The organism is Actinophytocola sp., assembly GCF_050699915.1.
Taxonomy (GTDB): Bacteria; Actinomycetota; Actinomycetes; order Mycobacteriales; family Pseudonocardiaceae; genus Actinophytocola.
Window position 1 is genome coordinate 1 of record NZ_JBOHGA010000114.1, and the last position, 19,422, is coordinate 19,422.

Here is a 19,422-nt window from a genome sequence, read left to right on the forward strand (position 1 = left end):
GGCTCGTCCGGTCGGCGCCGAGCAGCGCCGCCCGCCGCCCGCCGCTGGACGCGCGGTGGCCGACCGTGTCGATCACCCGCAGCCGGGTCAGCGTGTCGAGCCGCTCGACCAGCGTGGCCCGGGACAGGCCCAGCCGGGACTGCAGCTCCTGGCGCGTCAGCGGGCCGTCGTCGCGCAACACGGCGAACACCCGGCCCGGGGACGCGGCGCCGCTCCCGTGGTTGACGTCTGCCATGGCGCCCGCCTACATTGATAATCCGGTACTTCTGTCTAAGTATTAGACATAAGTGTTCGGAGGTGCAATGTGGCACCGGTAGGCGTGTCGCGCCGGTCCGTCCTGCGTGGACTCTTGGCGGCCTCGGTCGGCGGCGCCGCCACGTCCGCGCTCAGCGGCTGCGGTGCGCTCAGCGGGTTCACCACCACCGGCGGGTCGGGCATGACGTTCTTCTCGACCCAGTTCACGCCCGTCGAGGAGGCCGAGCGCTTCCGCACGATCCTGCGGGACGCGATCGACACCGAGATCAGCTACGTGACCTCCGAGCCCGGCCCGTTCATCACCCAGACCCGTACCCAGGTCGACGCGGGCAGCGTGCGGACCAGCCTGCTCGGGGGACTGCACGGAGACCTGACCCCGCTCGTCGCCGACCACCTGACCGACCTCACCGACCTGATCGCGGGGCTCGGCGACCTCGGTTGGCCCGCGGAGTACCTCGACCTCGCCCGCGCCGGCACCGGCCGCACCTGGTACGTGCCCTGGGCGCAGGCGAGCTACGTGATCGCGGCCCGGAAGGAGATGCTCGAGCACCTCCCGTCCGGCGCGGACGTGCGGGCGCTGACCTACGACCAGTTCCTCGACTGGGCCCGCAACGCGCGCGAGGCCAACGGCGGCAAGCCGGTGCTCGCGTTGCCCGCCGGGCCGAAGGGGTTGCTGCACCGGTTCACCCAGGGCTTCCTGCTGCCCTCGTTCACCGGCGGGCAGATCACCACGTTCCGCTCCCGCGAGGCAGCCGAGGCCTGGGAGTACTTCCGCGAGCTGTGGCAGGAGTGCGTCCCGACGTCCACGAGCTACGACTTCATCCAGGAGCCGCTCGCCTCGGGCGAGGCGATGATCGGGTGGGATCACGTGGCCCGGCTGATCGAGGCGCCGAAGCGCGAGCCGGACAAGTGGGTCATGGTGCCGTCCCCGCGCGGGCCCAAGGGGCTTGGCTACATGGTCGTGCTCGCCGGGCTCGCGATCCCCCGCGGCGCGCCCGACGAGGACACCGCGCGCCGGCTCATCTCCGCGCTCAGCCGGCCCGAGACGCAGCTCGACGTGCTGCGCGCCAACGCGTTCTTCCCGACCGTGCGCGCCGACCTGACCGGCGACATGCCCCCGGCGATCACGCTCCAGGCCGACGCGGTGAACCGGCAGCGGACCGCACCGGACGCGCTGCTTGCGCTGCCCCCGAACGGGCTCGGCGAACGGGAGGGCGAGGTGACGAAGGTGTTCAAGGACTGCTTCCAGTCGATGGTGCTCGACGAGCGCGACGTGCGGTCCACATTGGACGAACAGTTCCGGATCCTGAACGACCTGCTGGCCGACATCAAGGCGCCTTGCTGGGCACCGGACCCGCCCTCGCACGGCAAGCCCTGCGAGGTGGGCTGATGACGACCACGAGCGCCCCGACCACCGGCGAGGCCCGCCCGGCCCGCACCGCCGTGCCGTGGCCGCTGATCGCGCCGTCGCTGGTGTTCATGCTCCTGCTGTTCGGCTGGCCGCTCCTGCAGGGCATCCTCGCCGCGTTCCGGTCCGAGGGCGCGTTCACGCTCGACAACTGGGCGCGGATGTTCGCCGATCCCTACTTCACCCGAGCGCTGCGCAACACGGTCCTGCTCACGGTGATCGTGGTGCCGATCCAGCTGGTGCTGGCGCTGGGCATGGCGCTGCTGCTGCAGAGCCGGCCGCGCTTCGCCGGCACGCACTTCTACCTGTGGGCCATCCCGCTCGCGCTGTCCGAACTGGCCGCCGGCCTCGTGTGGCTCGCGATCTTCAGCCCGCGCGGCTACCTCAACTCGCTCCTGAGCTGGATCGGGTTCGGCGACGGGATCGGCTGGCTGGACTACGACAACGCGACCGGCATGCTGTTCGCCGTGGTGGTCACCGAGATCTGGCGGTCCACCGCGCTGGTGTTCGTCATCCTCGTGGCCGGCCTGCAGATGGTGCCCCGCGACTACGACGAGGCCGCGCAGGTGCTCGGCGCGTCCGCCTGGCAGCGGCTCTGGCACGTGACGCTGCCGTTCATCAGGCCGAGCCTGCAGGTGGCGCTCATCCTGCGGACGATCTTCGCGCTCGAGATCTTCGCGGTGGCGCAGGCGTTGGCCGGCCGCAACTTCCCGACGTTGGTGGGCGAGACCTACCAGTGGTACGTCAGCCTGCAGAACGCGGCGGTGGCGAGCGCGCTCGCGCTGGTGGTGCTCGGCATCTCGCTGGTGATCTCCATCGGGTACCTGCGCACGCTGCGCACCGATCGGGGAGGTACGCGATGAGCACCGAGGTCGCGCCCGCACGGACCGAGCGGGCCCAGCTGCCGCCGGTCGACCGGACCCCGTTGCGCCGCAGGCGAACCCGCCGCGCGCTCGCGCAGCTCGCGTGCGTGCTGGTGTCGCTGTTCATGGTCGGCCCGATCGTGCTGATCACCTTCGCCGCGCTGTCCACTCCGGACGAGATCGCGAAGTTCCCGAAGTCGCTGGTGCCGGCGGACTTCACGCTCGACACGCTGTCCGGCTTCCTGTCCAGCACCGGCGTGCTGCCCGCGTTCGGCAACTCGCTGCTGACCGGCGTCTACACGGTGGTCCTGTCGCTGCTGATCGGCGCGCCCGCCGGCTACGCGATCGCCCGGCGCGCCTTCCGCGGACGCGATCCCTACCAGCTGTTCCTGCTGATGGTGCGCGCGCTGCCGATCGTCGTGCTGTCCGTGCCGATGGCGACGATCTTCCTGCGGACCGGCGCGTACGACACGGTCGCCGCGGTGACGCTGGTGCACACCGCGCTCGCCATGCCGACCACCGTGCTGATCACCGCGAGCATCTTCGTCGCGGTGCCGGTCGAGCTGGAGGAGGCGGCCCGCGTGTTCGGCTGTACCCGGGCCGAGACCGTGCGCCGGGTCGTGCTGCCGCTCGCGATCCCGGGCCTGGCCACGTCCGCGGTGTTCACGTTCGTGTTGTCGTGGAACGAGGTGCTGGGCGCGACGGTCCTCACGATCGGTCACCGCACGCTGCCCGCCCAGGTCCTCACCGCGCTCGCCGACTCGCCGCAGTCCTACCGGTTCGCCGGCGGCTTCGCCCTGGTCGTGCCGGCCCTGCTGTTCATCCTGCTGATGCGCCGATACCTGCTGAACATGTGGGGGAAGACGGCATGAAGGGAGACCGTCGTGGCTGACGTCGAGCTGCGTGAGCTGGTCAAGACCTACCCCGGCGCGGCCACCCGGGCGACCGACGACGTGTCGCTCTCGATCGCCGACGGCGAGTTCATGGTGCTGCTCGGCCCGTCCGGCTGCGGCAAGACCACGCTGCTGCGCGCGGTCGCCGGGCTGGAGCTGCCGGACTCCGGGCAGGTCGTCATCGGCGGGCGGGACGTGACCTACCTGGAGCCGCGGCATCGCAACCTGTCGATGGTGTTCCAGTCCTACGCGGTGTTCCCGCACAAGAAGGTGCGCGACAACATCGGCTTCGGGCTCAAGGTGCGCGGCGTGCCGGCCGCCGAGGTGGACCGCAAGGTCGCGTGGGCGGCGGAGATGCTGCAGCTGTCCGACTACCTCGACCGCTACCCCGCGAAGCTCTCCGGTGGCCAGCGCCAGCGCGTCGCGGTCGCCCGGGCGATCGTGGTGGAGTCCGACGTGCTGCTGATGGACGAGCCGCTGTCCAACCTGGACGCGCTGCTGCGGCTCTCGTTCCGCGCCGACCTCAAGAAGCTGGTGAACGACCTGGGCCGCACCACGATCTACGTGACCCACGACCAGATCGAGGCGCTGTCACTGGGCGACCGGGTCGCGGTCATGCGCGAGGGCCGGGTGTCCCAGGTGGACGTGCCGACCAAGGTGTACGACGACCCGGCGGACGAGTTCGTCGGCGGCTTCCTCGGTAGCCCGCCGATGAACTTCCTGTCCGGCACGGTCAGCGAGAACGGCCACGGGCTGGTGCTCGACCTCGCCGACCAGCACGTCCCGGTGCCGCGCGAGCTGGCCGACTACCGCGGCCGCGAGCTGGACCTCGGGGTGCGCGCCGAGGCGTTGCGGGTGCTGCCCGACGGTGAGGCGCCGGGCGCGTCGCTGCGCTGCACGGTCGACGTGTACGAGCCGCTCGGCTCCTCGGTGCTGCTGACCACCGACCTCGCCGGGCACCGGGTGAAGATCCAGACGCCGGCGAGCTTCCGCGCGGAGCCCGGCGACGAGCTGCGCGTGGAGCTGCCCGGCGAGCAGTGTCGTTGGTACGACCCGGAGACGAAGCTGCTGCTGGAGGTTTCGTGAGACCTCGGCTGGGGTCGGTGCAGCTCGCCGCGAGCGCGGCGTGGACGCTGAGCGGCAACGACAACGGCACGATGATCACCGCGGCGCCGCGGCTGTACCCGCACATGTGGAGCTGGGACACCGCGTTCATCTCCATCGGGCTGGCGCATCTCAACGCCGACCGCGCGGTGCGCGAGCTGGAGACGCTGCTCGCCGCCCAGTGGCGCACGGGGATGCTGCCGCACATCGTGTTCTCCGAGGGCGGCGGCTACTTCCCCGGCCCGCAGCGCTGGGGTGCGGCCGAGCTGAACCCCGACGCGCCATCGGCGCCGCGCACGTCGGGCATCTGCCAGCCGCCCGTGCACGCGGTCGCGCTGCGCCGGATCGTCGACATCGGCCGCGGGTCCGCCGCCGTCGAGCGGCTGCTTCGGGAGGGCTGGCCGCGGCTGTACCGCTGGCACGAGTGGCTGGTGCGCCACCGGGACCCGCACGGCACGGGCCTGCTGGCGATCGTGCACGGCTGGGAGTCCGGAATGGACAACTCGCCGCGCTGGGACGTGCCGTACGCGGCGGTGACGCCCGGGGAGGACCTGCCGCCGTACGTGCGGGTGGACCGCGGCCTGGTCGCCGCGGGCGAGGCGGAGCGGCCGAGCGACCCCGAGTACGACCGGTACCTGTGGCTGATCGAGGAGATGCGCAAGGTTCGCTACGACGCCGACCAGGTCGTGCGCACGTCGACCTTCCTGGTGGGCGACGTGTTCGTGACGGCGTTGTTCGCGCTCGCCAGCGAGGTCCTCGCCGAGCTGGGCGAGGAGGGCGGGCAGCCGTCGTGGCAGGTGCGGCAGCTGCGCGGGTGGGCCCGCCGCTCGCGCGCCGCGGTGGCCGCCGCCTACGACCCCGACACCGGCCTGGCCCGGGACCGCGACCTGCGCACCGGCGAGTGGCTGACGAGTCGCACGATCGCCGGCTTCGCGCCGCTGCTGTGCGGCGGCCTGTCCGATGTGGACGATGAACGCCTGCTCGCTTCGCTGAGCGGGCCGGACTGGGCCGGGCACCCCGACCTGTTCGCCGCGATCCCGCCGTCGGTGTCGCCGAACGACCCGGGCTTCCGGCCGCGCGAGTACTGGCGCGGCCCGGCGTGGCCGGTGTTGGCGTGGCTGTTCGGCTGGGCGTTCGAGCGGCGCGGCTGGACCGAGCACGCTTCGCGGTTGCGCACCGAGTGCCTGCGGCTGGTGGCGGACGGCACCTTCGCCGAGTACTACCACCCGCTGACCGGCGAACCCCTGGGCAGCAGACAACAGTCCTGGACGGCGACGGTCGTCCTCGACTGGCTGCACACCGTCTAGCGGCCCCGCCGCATGCCGCGGGCCGCGGCGGCACCGGCGGCGAGCACGACGATCGCGGCGGTCAGGGCCCAGCGGCGCTTCTCCTCGGTCTCCGGGCGGACGCCCGTGGCGGCGGGCGCCGGCGGGTCCTCCTCGCGGCGTCTCGGGGGCTCGGGTACGGGCTGCGCGGGCGGCGGAGCGGCCGGCGCAGCCTTGGGGGGCTTGGTGGGTGGCGGTTCCTGTCGGGCCGCGGGCGGTGGTGCGGGTGCGGGTTCGGGTGCTGGGGCGGGAGTCGCCGCCGGCGGTTCCGGCGGGGGTTGCTCGACCGGTGGCGGGGGCTCGGGCGACGGGGCCGGTGGCGGGGGCTCTCGTGGCAGTGGCGGTGGCGGTGGCAGTGGCGATGGCGGTGGCGAGGTCGGCGTGGGCCAGGGCCACGGCCGAGTCGGCGGCGGCCGGTGGTCGGCGGCACCGGGCCGCACGGGTGCCCCGGACCGCGCGACGGACTCCGTGAACGGTCGGGCGACCGAGTCCGCGCTGCCCGCGAGTGGAAGGGACAACGGCAGGGACAGCGCCACGCTCACGGTCAGCAGGCCCGTCCCGACCGCCAGCCGCACCACGAGCGTCACCGCAGGCGGTCCAGTACGGACTGGAACGCGGCCGGCTCGACCTCGGCTCCGCCGCTGTACGGGTTCTGCAGCTGCTGGGTCGCGAACAACAGCAGCGTCATCGTCGCCGTGAGGGTCGACACGATGAGGATGTGGGTGAGCGGGCGCGGGCCACCGAACAGCAGCGGCAGCGCGAGCGACATGATCGCCCCGGCCACCAGGGCGAACCACACCACCGAGTTGACCCCGCCGCTCGTCGCCGTGTTCAGCCGCTCCTGGCGCGCCTGGTAGGTCGACCAGAGCTGCTCGGACGCCTCGCTCTTCTGGTCGATCGACCACTCGTCCGACGTCGGGGCGGTGCCGACCAGCCGGCGCAGCTCGGACAGCTCCTGCCAGCCCTGGTCACCCACCGGTAAGCCCTCCCGCATCCGCGGCCACTCGTCGTCGATCACCGTTCTCGCGTACACCCGCGCCTGCCCGGCGATCTCCTCGCGCGTCTCCGACGGCAGCGAGTCCGCCGCCCACGCGGCCGCGACCAGGCCGTCGGCCTCCGTGTACGAACCGTCCTCGGCCGCGGAAGCCCCGTCGAACAACGAGATCAGCACGAACGCGACGAGCACCGCCTGCAGGCCGCCGACGAGCGTGAAGACCTGGCCCGCCGCCTCGTTGTTCTCGACCGTGCCCTCGGTGGCGCCGATGCGGCGGATCAGGTACGCCACGCACGCCGCGAGGAACGCCATCCCGGCCACCCACAGCAGCCCGCTGACGTAGATGGTCACGACGACACCGTCCAGTCCCGCGCGAGCGCCTCCGCGAGGAGGGTCTCCACGATCTGGCTCTCCGGCACGGTCTTCACCACGGTGCCGCGCACGAAGATCTGCCCCTTGCCGTTGCCCGACGACACCCCCAGGTCCGCCTCGCGCGCCTCGCCCGGCCCGTTCACCACGCAGCCCATCACCGCGATCCGCAGCGGGACCTCGAACCCGTCGAACGCCGCGGTCACCTGCTCGGCCAGCCGGTACACGTCGACCTGCGCGCGCCCGCACGACGGACACGACACGATCTCCAGGCGCCGCGGGCGCAGGCCGAGCGACTCGAGGATCGCGGTGCCGACCTTGACCTCCTCGACCGGTGGGGCGGACAGCGACACCCGGATCGTGTCGCCGATGCCCTCGGCGAGCAGCGCGCCGAACGCGACCGCGGACTTGACCGTGCCCTGGAACGCCGGCCCCGCCTCGGTGACGCCGAGGTGCAGCGGGTAGTCGCAGCGCTGCGCGAGCAGCCGGTACGCGGCGATCGCCACCACCGGGTCGTGGTGCTTGACCGACAGCTTCAACGCGTCGAACCCGTGCTCGGCGAACAGCGAGCACTCCCACAGCGCCGACTCCACCATCGCCTCGGGCGTGGCCTTGCCGTACTTGCGCAGCAGGCGTGGGTCGAGCGAGCCGGCGTTGACGCCGATCCGGATCGGCACGTCCGCGTCGGCGGCCGCGCGGGCGATCTCGCGCACCTTGTCGTCGAACTTCTCGATGTTGCCCGGGTTCACCCGCACCGCCGCGCAGCCGGCGTCGATCGCGGCGAACACGTACCGCGGCTGGAAGTGGATGTCCGCGATCACCGGGATCGGCGACTTGGCCGCGATGGCCGACAGCGCCTCGGCGTCGTCCTGCGAAGGCACGGCTACCCGCACGATCTGGCAGCCGGCCGCGGTCAGCTCCGCGATCTGGCGCAGCGTCGCCTCCACGTCCGCGGTCACCGTGGTGGTCATCGACTGCACCGACACCGGCGCGTCCCCGCCCACCGGGACCGATCCCACCAGCAGCCGCCGCGACACGCGCCGCCGGGGCGGCGTGGCGGGCATGCCCAGCTCGACCGCGTTCACGACTCCCCCTCGCAGGCTCGGTCGAGCCGCCCGCGGTCGCCCTGTGCCCTTGATTCGCTCGCAAGCTCGCTCATCGGGTCACCATCGCGAGTCGCTTGAGGACGGTCGTGGCGATCCCGCTCGCGTCGAGCCCGTGCGCGCGCAGGATCTCCTCCCGGCCGGCGTGCGGCAGGAACGCGGCCGGCAGCGCGAACGTCGCCGCGCAGGTCCGTTCGCCGGCCGCCGCGAGGGCCTGGGCCAGCCGGGCGCCGAGCGCACCGGTCGACGTCGTGTCCTCGACCGCCAGCACCAGGCGGTGCGCGGCGGCCAGCTTGAGCAGGCCCGGACCCAGCGGCGCCGTCCACAGTGGATCGACCACGGTGACCGGCACGTCCTGGGCGGCGAGCTCGTCGGCGGCCGCCAGACACGCGCCGGCCAACGGCCCGACCGCCACCAGCAGCACCTCGGCGTCCGGCTCGTCGCGCAGGATGTCGCAGCCGCCGACCCGGCGCACGGCGGGGATGTCCGGTCCGGCGGTGGCCTTCGGGTAGCGGACCACGGTCGGCGCGTCCGCCACATCCACCGCCTCGCGCAGCAGCGAGCGAAGGGAGGCCGGGTCCCGCGGCGCGGCGATGCGCAGGCCCGGCACCACGGGCAGCACCGAGGCGTCCCACATGCCGTGGTGGCTCGCGCCGTCCGGCCCGGTCACACCCGCCCGGTCGAGCACGAACGTCACGCCGAGCCGGTGCAGCGCCACGTCCATCAGCACCTGGTCGAACGCCCGGGACAGGAACGTCGAGTAGATCGCCACCACCGGGTGCAGCCCGCCCAGCGCGAGGCCGGCCGCCGAGGTGACCGCGTGCTGCTCGGCGATCCCCACGTCGAACACCCGGTCCGGGAACCGCTTCGCGAACGGGCCCAGGCCCGCCGGCAGCGTCATCGCCGCGGTCAGGCACACCACGTCCGGCCGCTCCGCGCCGAGCTCGGCGATCGCCCGGCCGAACACCGACGTCCACGACGTGCCGGAGCCTTCGGGCGTGCCGATCGCGTGCATCCAGTCCGCCTCGTCCGACTCGGCGGCCGGGTGGCCCTTGCCCTTGACCGTCACGCAGTGCACGACGACCGGCCGGCGGAGGTCGCGTGCCGCGGTCAGACTCTCCTCGAGCGCGCCGAGGTCGTGCCCGTCGACCGGCCCGAGGTAGGCCAGGCCGAGGTCCTCGAAGAGGTTGCCGGCCGCGGGCCCGGTCGACGCCGTGCTACGTAGTCGTCGTAGGTGGGCGGCCAACGCGCCGACCGTCGGTGCGTAGGAGCGGGAGTTGTCGTTGAGCACGACGACGACCGGCCGCGGCGCGTCGCCGATGTTGTTCAGCGCCTCCCAGCACATGCCGCCGGTGAGCGCGCCGTCGCCGACCACCGCCACCACCAGCCCCTGCTCGCCGCGCAGCTCGAACGCCTTCGCCAGACCGTCCGCATAGGACAGCGCGGTCGACGCGTGCGAGTTCTCCACCACGTCGTGCGCGGACTCGGTCCGCGACGGGTAGCCGGACACGCCGCCGGCCTGGCGCAGCACGTCGAAGTCCGCGTGCCGGCCGGTGAGCAGCTTGTGTACGTAGGCCTGGTGGCCGGTGTCGAACAGCAGCACGTCCCGCGGCGAGTCGAACACCCGGTGCAGGGCCAGCGTCAGCTCCACGGTCCCGAGGTTCGGGCCGAGGTGCCCGCCGGTCCGGCCGACCTTGTCGACGAGGACCGCGCGGATCTCGGCCGCGAGGTCGGTGAGCTCCGAAGTGGACAGTTCGGCGAGGTCGGTGGGTGCGTGGATGTCGGCGAGGGTCATGACGGCGCCACCTCCGGCCGCACCGCGGCCGGCAGGGTGAAGTGGACCGACTCGGTCGCCGTCTCGCGCTCGACGACCCGGACCGGCCCGAGGGCGGCGATCACCTCGTCCACCAGCCGTGGTGGCGCCGAGGCTCCGGCGGTCAGCCCGACCACCCGCACCCCGGCGAGCCACTCGGGACGCACCGCGCCCGCGTCCTCGACCAGGTACGCCGGCGTCCCGCCCCGCCGGGCGAGCTCCACCAGCCGCAGCGAGTTCGAGGAGTTCGCCGAGCCGACCACGAGCACGAGGTCGGCCTCGTCGGCCACCGCGGAGAGCGCGCGCTGCCGGTTCGTGGTGGCGTAGCAGATGTCGTCGGACGCGGGCCCGCGCAGCTCGGGGAACCGGGCGTGGAGCACCGCGAGGATCTCCTCGGTCTCGTCGACCGCGAGCGTGGTCTGCGTCAGGTAGGACACCCGCGCCGGGTCGGGCACCCCGACGACCCGCGCGGCGGCGACGTCCTCGACGACGATCGTGCGGGCCGGCGCCTCGCCGAGCGTGCCCTCGACCTCCTCGTGGTCGGCATGGCCGACCAGCAGGACGGTGTCGCCGCGGGCCGCGAACCGCCGGGCCTCCGCGTGCACCTTGGTGACCAGCGGGCAGGTCGCGTCGATCACCCGCAGCGCCCGGTCCCGCGCCTGTGCGCGGACCGCGGGCGAGACGCCGTGCGCGGAGAACACGACGGTGGCGCCGCGCGGCACCTCGTCGAGCTCGTCGACGAACACCGCGCCGCGGGCGGCGAGGTCGGCGACCACGTGGACGTTGTGCACGATCTGCTTGCGGACGTACACCGGGCGGCCGCGCTGGACCAGCGCGCGCTCGACGATCTCGACGGCTCGCTCGACGCCCGCGCAGAACGACCGGGGCGCGGCGAGCAGGACGGTGTGGGGGACCGGGGACGGCATGGGTTCTCCTCAGCGGTCGCGGCGGGTCACCAGGCGGGCGAGCGCGGCCAGCTCGGTCGCGGCCGGCCCTTGATCGCCGGTGAGGTCGGCGCTGGGGTCGGCCGCGAACAGCTGGTCCAGCGCGGAAGCGAGTAACTCGCCGGACTTCGTCTGGCTCCACGCCCGACCGCCGGCCGCCTCGACCAGCGCGGCGGCCCGCGGCAGGTCGGCGTCGGCCACCGGGTCCGGGCCGCGGTAGAGCGCAGCCAGCTCGCGCCCGGCGGGGGTGTCCGACGCCAGCGCGAACACCACCGGCAGCGACTTCTTGCGGTTGCGCAGGTCCGAGTGCACCGGCTTGCCGGTCGCCGCCGAGTCGCCCCAGATGCCGAGCAGGTCGTCGACGTGCTGGTAGGCGAGGCCCAGGTGCTCGCCGAACGTCCGCAGCCGCCGCACCTCCCCGGTGTCGCGGCCGCCGAACAGGGCGCCGAGCGCGCACGCGCAGCCGATCAGCGCGGCGGTCTTGGCGGTCGCCATCCGTTCGCACTCGGCCAGCCCCACCTCGTCCCGCCGCTCGAAGGCCATGTCCGAGCTCTGCCCGTCGACGAGATCCTGCACCGCGGCGGACAGCATCCGCATGGCCCGCCCCGACGCCGGATGCCCGCTCGCCGCGAGGACATCCAGCGCCAGGGTCAGCAGCGCGTCGCCGGCCAGGATCGCCGCGCCGATCCCGAACAGACGCCACGCGGTCGGGCGGTGCCGACGGGTCACGTCGCCGTCCATCACGTCGTCGTGCAGCAGCGAGAAGTTGTGCACCAGCTCGACGGCCACCGCCGCCGGCACCGCCTCGCGCGGCGAGCCGCCGGCCGCCGCGGCCGACAGCAGCACCAGCGCGGGGCGCACCGACTTGCCGGCTGAGGTCGGTGTCGCGGCGCCGTGCTCGTCCCACCAGCCAAGGTGGTAGCCGGCGACGCGACGCATCGAGGACGGCAGCGTGTCCACCGCCGCCCGCAGCGCCGGGTCGACCAGCGCCCGGCTCCACGTCAGCGTCTCCCGCGCGGGTGAGATCTCCGGTGCCGCCACCTCAGCGGCCGATCTCGACGTGCTCCAGGACGCCGAGCGCGTCCGGCACCAGTACCGCGGCGGAGAAGTACGCGCTCATCAGGTAGGAGATGATCGCCTTGTCGTCGATGCCCATGAACCGCACGTTCATGCCGGGCGCGACCTCGTCGTCGAGGCCGGTCTCGTGCAGACCGACCACGCCCTGGTCGTCCTCGCCGGTGCGCATGACGAGGATCGAGGACAGGTGGCCATCGGTGATCGGGATCTTGTCGCACGGCAGCATCGGCACGCCGCGCCAGCTCTGCACGACGGTGTCCTCGTGCGACACGGTCGCCGGGTAGATCCCGCGCTTCGTGCACTCCCGGCGAAACGCGGCGATCGTGCGCGGGTGGGCCAGGAAGAACCGGGACCTGCGCCGCCGGGACAGCAGCTCGTCCAGGTCGTCCGGGGTCGGCGGGCCGGTTCGGGTGAACACCCGCTGCTTGAGGTCGGCGTTGTGCAGCAGGCCGAAGTCGCGGTTGTTGATCAGCTCGTGCTCCTGGCGCTCGCGCAGCGCCTCGACGGTGAGCCGGACCTGCTGCTCGGTCTGGTTCATCGGGTCGTTGTAGAGGTCGGCCACGCGCGTGTGGACCTTCAGCAGCGTCTGCACCACGGCCAGCTCGTACTCCCGCGGCGTGAGCTCGTAGTCGGCGAACGTGCCGGGCAGCTCGAACTCGCCGGAGTGTCCGGACGACAGGTCGATCGCGGCCTCGCCCTGCTTGTTCCGCGCGCCCTGGGGTTTGGCCAGCTCGGCCCGGATGTGCTCGCGCAGCGCGTCGGCCCGGCCGTTCAGCTGCTGGAAGGACTGGCCGGACAGCACCAGCACGGTGCACGGGGTGACCGCCTTGACCGTGAAGTCCCAGGTCGCCTCGGCGCCGGTGAGCACCTCGCTGCCGAAGTGCATGCCGTCGGCGAGCACGTCCAGCACGACCGCCTCGCCGTACTCGCCGGTGCCGAGCTGCTGTGCCTTCCCGTGCGCCAGCAGGTACAGCCGGTCGCGCGGCTGTCCCTTGTGGACGATCAGGTCGCCCGGCTCGAAGCTCTGCTGCTCGAACCGGCCGGCCAGCTCGGTGAGCGCGTCGTCGTCGGTGAGCTCCCGCAGCAGCGGCAGCTCGCGCAGCTCCGCCGGGACCACCTGGACGTCGGTGCCGACGTTGACGAACGACAGCCGGCCGTCGCCGATCGCGAGGGACAGCCGGCGGTTGACCCGGTAGGTGCCGCCCTTCGCGTCTACCCACGGCAGCGAGCGCAGCAGCCAGCGCGGGGTGACGCCGCGCATCTGCGGCACGGACTTCGTCGTGGTGGTGAGGTTGCGTGCCGCGGTCGTGCTCAGGCTGGCGCGCACCGTAGCCTCGATCCGGACGTCGGTCTGCACGGTGTTGACGTCAGAGGTCACGTCAGCCCTCCCGGCCGAGCTCGACGTTCTCGAGCACGCCCAGCGCGTCCGGCACCAGGATCGCCGCCGAGTAGTACGCGCTGACCAGGTAGGACACGATCGCCTTCGGGCTGATCCCCATGAACCGCACGGACAGGCCCGGCTGGTACTCGTCGGGGATGCCGGTCTGGTGCAGGCCGACGACGCCCTGCTGCTGCTCGCCGGCGCGCAGCAGCATGATCGAGCTGGTCCGGGTGTCCGAGACGCCGATCTTGTTGCAGGGGAACAGCGGGATGCCGCGCCACGCGGGCACCCGGTTGCCGCCGATGTCCACGCTCTCCGGGTAGAGCCCGCGCCTGGTGCACTCCCGGCCGAACGCGGCGATCGTGCGCGGGTGGGCGAGGAAGAACCCGGGGTTCTTCCACACGACGGCGAGCAGCTCGTCCAGGTCGTCCGGCGTGGGCGGGCCGGTGCGGGTGTGGATGCGGTGGCCGAGGTCGGCGTTGGCGAGCAGGCCGAACTCGGCGTTGTTGACCAGCTCGTGCTCCTGGCGCTCGCGCAGCGCCTCGATGGTCAGCCGCAGCTGCTGCTCGACCTGGTCCATGGGCTCGTTGTAGAGGTCGGAGACGCGACTGTGCACGCGCAGGACGGTCTGCGCGACGGACAGCTCGTACTCGCGCGGGCCGAGCTCGTAGTCGACGAAGGTGCCGGGCAGGTCCGGCTCGCCTGTGTGCCCGGACGCCAGCTCGATGGCGGCCTCGCCGTGCGGGTTGCTCGCGGTCGGCTGCCCGGAGCGGAACGCCTCGAGCTGGTCGCGCAGCGCCTCGGACCGGTCGAGCAGCTCGTCGAACGCGGACTGCGGCAGCATCAGCAGGGTGCCCGGCGTGATCGCCTTGACCGTGTACTCCCACATGCTGTTCGGGTCGGCCAGCGTCTCGTCGCCGAAGTGGTCGCCGCCCGCCAGCACGCCGAGCACGGTCTCGTCGCCGTAATGCCCCGGCCCAATCTTGTTGACCTTTCCGTGGGCGATCAGGAATGCCTCGTTCGACTCGTGTCCGAACTCGACGATCACCTCGCCCGGTTGGAATTCTCGCCGCTCGAAGCGGTCCGCGAGAGCTGTGAGCACCTCCTCGTCGAGAAATCCGCGAAACAGCGGCAGCTCACCCAGTTCGGCCGGAATTACCCGGATTTCCGAACCCGTTCCGACGACCGTCACCCGGCCGTCGCCGACGGCGTAGGTGAGCCGGCGGTTGACCCGGTACGTGCCGCCCGAGACCTGCACCCACGGCAGCATCTTGAGCAGCCAGCGCGACGAGATGCCCTGCATCTGCGGCACGGACTTCTTCGTCGTCGCAAGGTTTCTCGCGGCCGTGGTCGCGAGGCTCTGCTGCTCGCTGCCGTCCGTCTCGAGCCCGGGCGCCTCGGGTTCGGTCACCGTCACAACGCACACCACCTATCGCAGTCGCCGTTCTCCTCAATCCCACTGAAAATGAGCTAACACCGGGAATCAGCGGCGGCACAGTCGCCCAAGAGTGTGGTGACGATCAACGCGAACTCGCGGCCGATACCGGCGAAGATCCCACTCTTTACGGTGGGCGAACCGTTGGACGAAGGGTGATCGGTTGCTCCACCCGGGGAACGCGGCTCGGCAAGCGGGTGGAATGCGAATGGACACGGCGGGCAAAGATCGCTGAACCGGCCTAACCGCCTTCTACCCACGGTCGCTCGCGCTCGCCGTCCTCCTCGGACACCAGCGACAACTATGCTCGTCGGCGATGAGCCACCAACCGAGTCGTGTCCTGGTCACCGGGGCGGCGGGCCGGCTCGGCCGGATCGTGCTGAGCGAGCTGGCCGCGCGCGGCGCGACCGCCGTCGGGCTCGACCGGCGCGATCCCGGGGACACCGACACCGAGCGGTTCCATGTCGGCGACGCCGCGGACACCGCCCTCGTGCGCGCCGCGCTGGCCGGTGTGGACACCGTGATCCACCTGGCCGCGATCCCGACCCCGGAGCACCTGCCGCCGGCGGAGGTGTTCGTGGGCAACGCGGCGGCCACGTTCGTCGTGCTCGACGAGGCCGCGCGGGCCGGCGTGGCGCGGGCGGTCATCGCCAGCAGTTTCTCGATCACCGGCCTGCCGTTCGGCCCGTCGTCGCTGCGGCCGGCACACGTGCCGATCGACGAGTCGACGCCGCTGCAGGTCGCCGACCCGTACGCGCTGTCCAAACAGGCCGACGAGGCGTTCGCGGCGATGATCGCCCGGCGGGACGCGATGACGGTGACCGCGCTGCGCTTCCCGCTGCTCGGCTGGCCCGGCGACGGCCAGCTCGCCGAGCAGGCCCAGCTGTACCGGGCGAACCCCGGCGCCGGCACCTCCCACCTGTGGACCTATCTGGACGGTCGGGACGCGGCCCGGGCCTGCTGGCTCGCCGCGACCGCGCCGCTGTCCGGCTTCCACCCGGTCTTCGTCACCGCGCCGGACACGCTCGCGCCGTACCCGACCGAGGAGTTGCTCGACACCTTCCTGGCCGGGGTGCCGCGTCGCGCGTCGCTGCCCGGCCGGACGGTCCCCGTCGACCTGACCGCGGCGCGCACGCTGCTCGGGTTCGCCACCGACCACGAGTTCACCATGGAGCGGGCGTGACCAACTACTACGCGGACTTCGTGCCCGGTGCCGGCCGGCGCGCGCCCCGGGCGGCGCTGACCTCCGACGCGCCGTGCCTCGACCTCAGTGGCACCTGGCGGTTCCGCCTCTCGCCGCGCGCGGACCTGCCGGACGACTTCTCGGCGCCGGACTTCGACGACTCGGAGTGGCTGGTGCTGCCGGTGCCGTCGCACTGGCCGCTGTACGGACACGGCATGCCGGCGTACACCAACGTCGCCTACCCGTTCCCGATCGACCCGCCGCACCCGCCGGAGGACAACCCGACCGGCGACCACCGCCGGGTGTTCGACCTGCCCGCGGACTGGCTCGATGGTGAGACAGCTGGCGAGGCCGTGCTCCGGTTCGACGGTGTCGAGTCGTGCGCGCGGGTCTGGCTCAACGGCACCGAGCTCGGCTTCTTCACCGGCAGCCGGCTGCCGACCGAGTTCGACGTCGGGCACCTGCTGTCGCCCGAGCGCAACGTGCTCGCGGTGCGCGTGCACCAGTGGTCCGCGGGCAGCTACCTCGAGGACCAGGACCAGTGGTGGCTGCCGGGCATCTTCCGCGGGGTGACGCTGCGGCGCCGGCCCGCCGAGCCGCTCGACGACGTGTTCGTGCACGCGGACTACGACCACACGACGGGCGAGGGCACGCTGCGGGTGGACGCCGCCGCGCCGGCCCGCGTCTCGGTGTCCGAGCTCGGGATCGCCGACCTGGCCACGGGTTCGGCGGTGACCGTGCCGGTCGAGACGTGGTCGGCCGAGTCGCCGCGGCTCTACGACGCCACGGTGACGACTCCCGGCGAGACCGTCTCGCTGCGTGTCGGCTTCCGCACGGTGTCCATCGTGGACGGTGTGCTGCTGGCGAACGGGACGCCGCTGGCGCTGCGCGGCGTGAACCGGCACGAGTTCCACCCCGACTTCGGCCGCGCACTGCCCTACGAGACGATGCGCGCCGACGTGCTGGCGATGAAGCAGCACAACATCAACGCCGTGCGGACCAGCCACTACCCGCCGCACCCGGCGTTCCTCGACCTCTGCGACGAGCTCGGCCTCTGGGTGGTCGACGAGTGCGACCTGGAGACCCACGGGTTCCTGTTCGCCGGCTGGCGCGACAACCCGTCCGACGTGCCGCAGTGGCGGGAGTCCTATCTGGACCGGATGCGGCGGACCGTCGAGCGGGACAAGAACCACCCGAGCATCGTGTTGTGGTCGCTCGGCAACGAGAGCCACACGGGCGCGAACCTCGCCGCGATGGCGGACTGGACGCGCGAGCGCGACCCGTCCCGGCCGGTCCACTACGAGGGCGACCACGAATGCGCCTACGTGGACGTGCACAGCGAGATGTACGCCTCGCACAAGGAGACCGCCGCGATCAGCGAGCGCACCCAGATCCCGTTCCTGCTGTGCGAGTACGCGCACGCGATGGGCAACGGGCCGGGCGGGCTGGCCGAGTACGTGGCACTGTTCGACGCCCACCCGCGCTGTGCGGGCGGGTTCGTGTGGGAGTGGATCGACCACGGGCTGCGTCACCCGGAGCTCGAGTTCGCCTACGGCGGCGACTACGACGAGCCGCTGCACGACGGCAACTTCGTGATCGACGGGCTGCTGTTCCCGGACCGCACGTCCTCGCCCGGGCTGCTGGACGTGAAGAAGGCCTACGAGCCGGTCCGGTTCTCCTTCGCGCCGGACGCGGTGACGGTCACGCCGGCCCGCGGCGACCTGTCCGGCCTGCGCTTCGAGTGGACGGTCGAGCCGGGCGGCGTCGGGACGTTCGACGTGCCGGCCGCCGGCGGCACGGTGTCGTTGCCGGAGGTCCGCACCGAGGGTGAGGTCTGGCTGACCGTGCACGCGGTGCTCGCGGCGGACACGGCGTGGGCGCGCGCGGGCCACGAGGTGGCGTGGGCCCAGCACCGGCTGCATGCGCCGCCACCGGCACCCGTCGCGTCGCCGTCGAGTCCACTTCGGACACATGTCGGCAAGTACGGTGCGGGCCCGGCGACCTTCGACGGCACCGGTCGGCTCGTCGGGTTGCTCGGCGCGCCGGCCGGCGGTCCCCGGCTGCGACTGTGGCGCCCGCCGACCGACAACGACCGCATCGGCCGGCTGTACGAGACGTGGCTGGGGACGGGCCTGCACCGGCTGACCGAACGGTTCGACGAGGTCGTGGCCGGCGACGATCTGGTCGTGCGCACGCGGGTGGCCCCGGCCGCGAGCGACCGCGGCGTGCGCGTCACCTACACCTGGTCGCCGCGGGACCGGGCGGTGGCGCTGACCGTCGGCGTCGAGCCCGAGGGCGGGTGGCCGGAGCCGATCGCGAAGCTCGCCGTTGCGTTCACCCTCCCCGGCACACTGGACCAGGTGCGCTGGTTCGGTCGCGGCCCCAGTGAGTCCTATCCGGACACCGGGCTGGCCGCGCGGGTGGGCCGGTTCCACGCGTCGGTCGACGAGCTGCAGACGCCCTACATCCGCCCGCAGGAGAACGGCCGCCGGGCCGACGTCCGGTGGGCCACGCTGACCGACGCGGCCGGCGCCGGACTGAAGATCACCGGCGCGGAGCCGTACGGGCTCACGGTCCGTCGCTGGTCCGACACCGAGCTGGCCGCTGCCACGCACCGTAACCAGTTGGTCGCCGGGGACCACCTGGAGGTGTCCATCGACGTCGGCCAGCACGGGATCGGCACGGCGTCGTGCGGGCCGGGCACGTTGCCGAACTACGAGCTCTTCCTGAAGAAGACCGAGTTCACCCTTCTGTTCGAACCGGTGCGGCCCGGCTGACCTCTCCCGTTGTCGAGCGGGACCGAGTCTGCCAGGATGTTGCTCTCAGTCACGACCAAGGAGCATGCGATGGCGTCTCGCCTCAACCCGTACATCAGCTTCGCCGGCACCGCACGGCAGGCAATGGAGTTCTACAAGGATGTCTTCGGCGGCGAGCTGAACATGAACACGTTCGGCGAATACGGCCAGCAGGACGCCCCCGAGGCCAACCAGATCATGCACGCTCAGCTCGAGGCCCCCAACGGGTTCGCCCTCATGGGCGCCGACACCCCGCCCGGCATGGAGGTCAACCGGGGCGACAACATCACGGTGAGCCTGAGCGGCGACGACACCGCGGAACTGCGCGGCTACTGGGAGAAGCTCTCCGCGGGCGGCAAGGTCACGATGCCGCTGGAGAAGCAGATGTGGGGCGACGAGTTCGGCATGTGCGTCGACCAGTTCGGCGTCCCGTGGATGGTGAACATCAGCCAGCCGCAGGGCTGAACCTCTGGTCTCGGG

The 19,422-nt window shown here is 72.5% G+C and carries 17 protein-coding genes; 8 read left to right on the forward strand and 9 right to left on the reverse strand.

The features are described from left to right. Positions 1-235: winged helix-turn-helix transcriptional regulator (locus ACRDSK_RS19995; protein ID WP_431442722.1), on the reverse strand; the 235-nt coding region annotated here is incomplete at its 3' end. Between the two features lie 69 nt (positions 236-304). On the opposite strand from ACRDSK_RS19995, the gene ACRDSK_RS20000 reads away from it, so the two are divergent. From ACRDSK_RS20000 to ggh, 5 genes are read left to right on the forward strand one after another with little or no spacing between them, the layout of a single operon-like run. After that, positions 305-1,645, forward strand: coding sequence for an ABC transporter substrate-binding protein (locus ACRDSK_RS20000; RefSeq protein ID WP_431442723.1), 1,341 nt, complete (start codon positions 305-307; stop codon positions 1,643-1,645). Then, positions 1,645-2,526 (forward strand): carbohydrate ABC transporter permease, encoded by an 882-nt coding sequence (locus ACRDSK_RS20005; RefSeq protein WP_431442724.1) that lies wholly within the window; start codon positions 1,645-1,647, stop codon positions 2,524-2,526. Before ACRDSK_RS20000 ends, ACRDSK_RS20005 begins: the two co-directional genes overlap by 1 nt. Then, positions 2,523-3,398, forward strand: coding sequence for a carbohydrate ABC transporter permease (locus tag ACRDSK_RS20010; protein ID WP_431442725.1), 876 nt, complete (start codon positions 2,523-2,525; stop codon positions 3,396-3,398). Before ACRDSK_RS20005 ends, ACRDSK_RS20010 begins: the two co-directional genes overlap by 4 nt. 12 nt (positions 3,399-3,410) lie before the next feature. Further along, a complete protein-coding gene (locus ACRDSK_RS20015) occupies positions 3,411-4,505 on the forward strand; it encodes an ABC transporter ATP-binding protein (protein ID WP_431442726.1) in 1,095 nt (364 codons plus the stop codon). Further along, entirely contained in the window at positions 4,502-5,830 is a 1,329-nt protein-coding gene (ggh, locus tag ACRDSK_RS20020; protein ID WP_431442727.1) for a glucosylglycerate hydrolase, read from the forward strand. Before ACRDSK_RS20015 ends, ggh begins: the two co-directional genes overlap by 4 nt. On the opposite strand, the gene ACRDSK_RS20025 is transcribed toward ggh, so the two are convergent. The 8 genes from ACRDSK_RS20025 to ACRDSK_RS20060 all read right to left on the reverse strand — a co-directional run bounded on the left by ACRDSK_RS20025 (position 5,827) and on the right by ACRDSK_RS20060 (position 14,946). After that, positions 5,827-6,435: a hypothetical protein gene (locus tag ACRDSK_RS20025; protein ID WP_431442728.1), complete on the reverse strand. Its 609-nt coding sequence runs from the start codon at positions 6,433-6,435 to the stop codon at positions 5,827-5,829. The two genes, ggh and ACRDSK_RS20025, sit on opposite strands and share 4 nt — an antisense overlap. Next, positions 6,432-7,193 (reverse strand): hypothetical protein, encoded by a 762-nt coding sequence (locus ACRDSK_RS20030; protein WP_431442729.1) that lies wholly within the window; start codon positions 7,191-7,193, stop codon positions 6,432-6,434. Before ACRDSK_RS20030 ends, ACRDSK_RS20025 begins: the two co-directional genes overlap by 4 nt. Beyond that, positions 7,190-8,275, reverse strand: coding sequence for a flavodoxin-dependent (E)-4-hydroxy-3-methylbut-2-enyl-diphosphate synthase (gene ispG / locus ACRDSK_RS20035; RefSeq protein WP_431442738.1), 1,086 nt, complete (start codon positions 8,273-8,275; stop codon positions 7,190-7,192). Before ispG ends, ACRDSK_RS20030 begins: the two co-directional genes overlap by 4 nt. Before the next feature lie 91 nt (positions 8,276-8,366). Continuing rightward, entirely contained in the window at positions 8,367-10,109 is a 1,743-nt protein-coding gene (locus ACRDSK_RS20040) for a 1-deoxy-D-xylulose-5-phosphate synthase (protein ID WP_431442730.1), read from the reverse strand. Then, positions 10,106-11,053: a 4-hydroxy-3-methylbut-2-enyl diphosphate reductase gene (ispH, locus tag ACRDSK_RS20045; protein ID WP_431442731.1), complete on the reverse strand. Its 948-nt coding sequence runs from the start codon at positions 11,051-11,053 to the stop codon at positions 10,106-10,108. Before ispH ends, ACRDSK_RS20040 begins: the two co-directional genes overlap by 4 nt. A gap of 9 nt (positions 11,054-11,062) precedes the next feature. Then, on the reverse strand, positions 11,063-12,112 hold the full coding sequence (locus tag ACRDSK_RS20050) for a family 2 encapsulin nanocompartment cargo protein polyprenyl transferase (protein ID WP_431442732.1): 1,050 nt from the start codon (positions 12,110-12,112) through the stop codon (positions 11,063-11,065). Position 12,113: 1 nt separating this feature from the next. After that, positions 12,114-13,526 (reverse strand): family 2B encapsulin nanocompartment shell protein, encoded by a 1,413-nt coding sequence (locus tag ACRDSK_RS20055; protein ID WP_431442733.1) that lies wholly within the window; start codon positions 13,524-13,526, stop codon positions 12,114-12,116. Position 13,527: 1 nt separating this feature from the next. Next, a complete protein-coding gene (locus ACRDSK_RS20060; RefSeq protein ID WP_431442734.1) occupies positions 13,528-14,946 on the reverse strand; it encodes a family 2B encapsulin nanocompartment shell protein in 1,419 nt (472 codons plus the stop codon). A gap of 334 nt (positions 14,947-15,280) precedes the next feature. On the opposite strand from ACRDSK_RS20060, the gene ACRDSK_RS20065 reads away from it, so the two are divergent. From ACRDSK_RS20065 to ACRDSK_RS20075, 3 genes are all read left to right on the forward strand, one after another. After that, positions 15,281-16,147 (forward strand): NAD-dependent epimerase/dehydratase family protein, encoded by an 867-nt coding sequence (locus ACRDSK_RS20065; RefSeq protein WP_431442735.1) that lies wholly within the window; start codon positions 15,281-15,283, stop codon positions 16,145-16,147. After that, positions 16,144-18,924: a glycoside hydrolase family 2 TIM barrel-domain containing protein gene (locus tag ACRDSK_RS20070; protein WP_431442736.1), complete on the forward strand. Its 2,781-nt coding sequence runs from the start codon at positions 16,144-16,146 to the stop codon at positions 18,922-18,924. The genes ACRDSK_RS20065 and ACRDSK_RS20070 overlap by 4 nt, the downstream gene beginning before the upstream one ends. Before the next feature lie 69 nt (positions 18,925-18,993). Next, positions 18,994-19,407 (forward strand): VOC family protein, encoded by a 414-nt coding sequence (locus tag ACRDSK_RS20075; protein WP_431442737.1) that lies wholly within the window; start codon positions 18,994-18,996, stop codon positions 19,405-19,407. Positions 19,408-19,422 lie beyond the last annotated feature (15 nt).